This is a genomic window from Bacillus coahuilensis m4-4, assembly GCF_000171615.1.
Classification (GTDB): Bacteria; Bacillota; Bacilli; order Bacillales; family Bacillaceae_K; genus Bacillus_T; species Bacillus_T coahuilensis.
This window is the reverse complement of record NZ_ABFU01000136.1, coordinates 1-2,001: the sequence shown is the minus strand read 5'-3', so window position 1 is coordinate 2,001 and position 2,001 is coordinate 1. Positions and strand designations below refer to the sequence as shown.

Annotated in this window: 8 tRNA genes and 2 rRNA genes; all 10 read right to left on the bottom strand. The window is 46.2% G+C overall.

What is annotated here, in order from left to right:
- Nucleotides 1–76: 76 nt before the first annotated feature.
- Nucleotides 77–149, bottom strand: a tRNA-Lys gene (locus tag M44_RS19310).
- A gap of 369 nt (nucleotides 150–518) precedes the next feature.
- Nucleotides 519–593: transfer RNA gene (locus M44_RS19305), tRNA-Gln, on the bottom strand.
- 61 nt (nucleotides 594–654) lie between these two features.
- Nucleotides 655–739, bottom strand: a tRNA-Tyr gene (locus tag M44_RS19300).
- A gap of 8 nt (nucleotides 740–747) precedes the next feature.
- Nucleotides 748–823: transfer RNA gene (locus M44_RS19295), tRNA-Thr, on the bottom strand.
- Nucleotides 824–1,002: 179 nt separating this feature from the next.
- Nucleotides 1,003–1,078, bottom strand: a tRNA-Val gene (locus M44_RS19290).
- Nucleotides 1,079–1,085: 7 nt separating this feature from the next.
- Nucleotides 1,086–1,160: transfer RNA gene (locus tag M44_RS19285), tRNA-Glu, on the bottom strand.
- 20 nt (nucleotides 1,161–1,180) lie between these two features.
- Nucleotides 1,181–1,253, bottom strand: a tRNA-Thr gene (locus M44_RS19280).
- Nucleotide 1,254: 1 nt separating this feature from the next.
- Nucleotides 1,255–1,329 (bottom strand) — tRNA-Asn (locus M44_RS19275).
- Nucleotides 1,330–1,340: 11 nt separating this feature from the next.
- Nucleotides 1,341–1,456: ribosomal RNA gene (gene rrf / locus M44_RS19270) — 5S ribosomal RNA — on the bottom strand.
- Nucleotides 1,457–1,589: 133 nt separating this feature from the next.
- Nucleotides 1,590–2,001 (bottom strand): 23S ribosomal RNA (locus M44_RS19260); the annotation flags it as partial.

Sequence of the window (2,001 nt, the reverse complement as noted above, 5' to 3'; positions counted from 1 at the left end):
ATTGCCAGTCTCTAGTATTTACAAGCACCAAAATAAAAAAAGAGCCTTCACCTAAGTGAAGACTTCTTTTTAGCGATGAGCCATGCAGGATTCGAACCTGCGACCCTCTGATTAAAAGTCAGATGCTCTACCAACTGAGCTAATGGCTCCAACTATTTATTAAAAATCTGTTACTCTTCTCTTAGAACAGACGTCCAGCTTTCAGAATGAAGGTTCAAGCAGCAGCTCAAGCTGTACGCTAGATGCTTTTTCGTAGAAGCTTTTTCTTTCGTGCTCTACCAACTGAGCTAATGGCTCCAATTATTTATTAAGAATTTGTTTCTCTACTCTTAGAACAGACGTCCAGCTTTCAGAATGATAATTCAAGTAGCAGCTCAAGCTGTACGCTAGATGCTTTTTCGTAGAAGCTTTTTCTTTCGTGCTCTACCAACTGAGCTAATGGCTCCAACTATTTATTAAAAATCTGTTACTCTTCTCTTAGAACAGACGTCCAGCTTTCAGAATGGTGGTTCAAAAAATGGCTGGGCTAGCTGGATTCGAACCAACGCATGTCGCAGTCAAAGTGCGATGCCTTACCGCTTGGCTATAGCCCATTAAAGAAAATAAAAAGGACGATACATAGTATGTCCACTTTGGTTATTCAATATGTAAAAGTGGTGGAGGGGGACGGATTCGAACCGCCGAACCCTGAGGGAGCGGATTTACAGTCCGCCGCGTTTAGCCACTTCGCTACCCCTCCATCCTTAGTGGTGCCGGCGAGAGGACTTGAACCCCCAACCTACTGATTACAAGTCAGTTGCTCTACCAATTGAGCTACACCGGCATTTAGGTAAGATAAATTATTAAGAACTCTTTTTAACTCGTCGCCCAAATCTCAGAAAGATCATTCAAGTAGCATCTCGATTTGTGCGCTGATGATAAGCTACGAAGCCTATTCAACGTGCTCTACCAATTGAGCTACACCGGCATTTAGGTGAAAAGAATATAATTAAAATGTTAAAATGGTGGAGGATGACGGGATCGAACCGCCGACCCCCTGCTTGTAAGGCAGGTGCTCTCCCAGCTGAGCTAATCCTCCGTATGTATGGTGACCCGTACGGGATTCGAACCCGTGTTACCGCCGTGAAAGGGCGGTGTCTTAACCGCTTGACCAACGGGCCAGTCTTAAGATGTTTATGTAAGCTTCCAACCGGGCTCGAACCGGTGACCTCTTCCTTACCATGGAAGTGCTCTACCTGCTGAGCTATGGAAGCATGGCTCCGCAGGCAGGACTCGAACCTGCGACCGATCGGTTAACAGCCGATAGCTCTACCACTGAGCTACTGCGGAACAATATAACAGCCTGGCGACGTCCTACTCTCACAGGGGGAAGCCCCCAACTACCATCGGCGCTGAAGAGCTTAACTTCCGTGTTCGGTATGGGAACGGGTGTGACCTCTTCGCTGTTGCCACCAGACAAATTATTTTATCGAGACAAATATTATTATAATCAATTCTTGAAAGATTTCAAGGATTTTTTTAAGAATTTTGTACTCTCAAAACTAGATAAAGTTCATGAAGATACGTTGAATATCGTGTGTTAGATTATTTTGGTTAAGTCCTCGACCGATTAGTATTCGTCAGCTCCATATGTCACCATACTTCCACCTCGAACCTATCAACCTGATCATCTTTCAGGGGTCTTACTTCAAAGAAAGAGAAATCTCATCTTGAGGGGGGCTTCATGCTTAGATGCTTTCAGCACTTATCCCTTCCGCACATAGCTACCCAGCGATGCCTTTGGCAAGACAACTGGTACACCAGCGGTGCGTCCATCCCGGTCCTCTCGTACTAAGGACAGCTCCTCTTCAATTTCTTACGCCCACGACGGATAGGGACCGAATTGTCTCACGACGTTCTGGACCCAAGCTCGCGTACCTGGTTTTGGGGCGAACAGCCCAACCCTTGGGACCGGATACAGCCCAAGGTGCGATGAGCCGACATGGAGTTGCAAACCTCCCC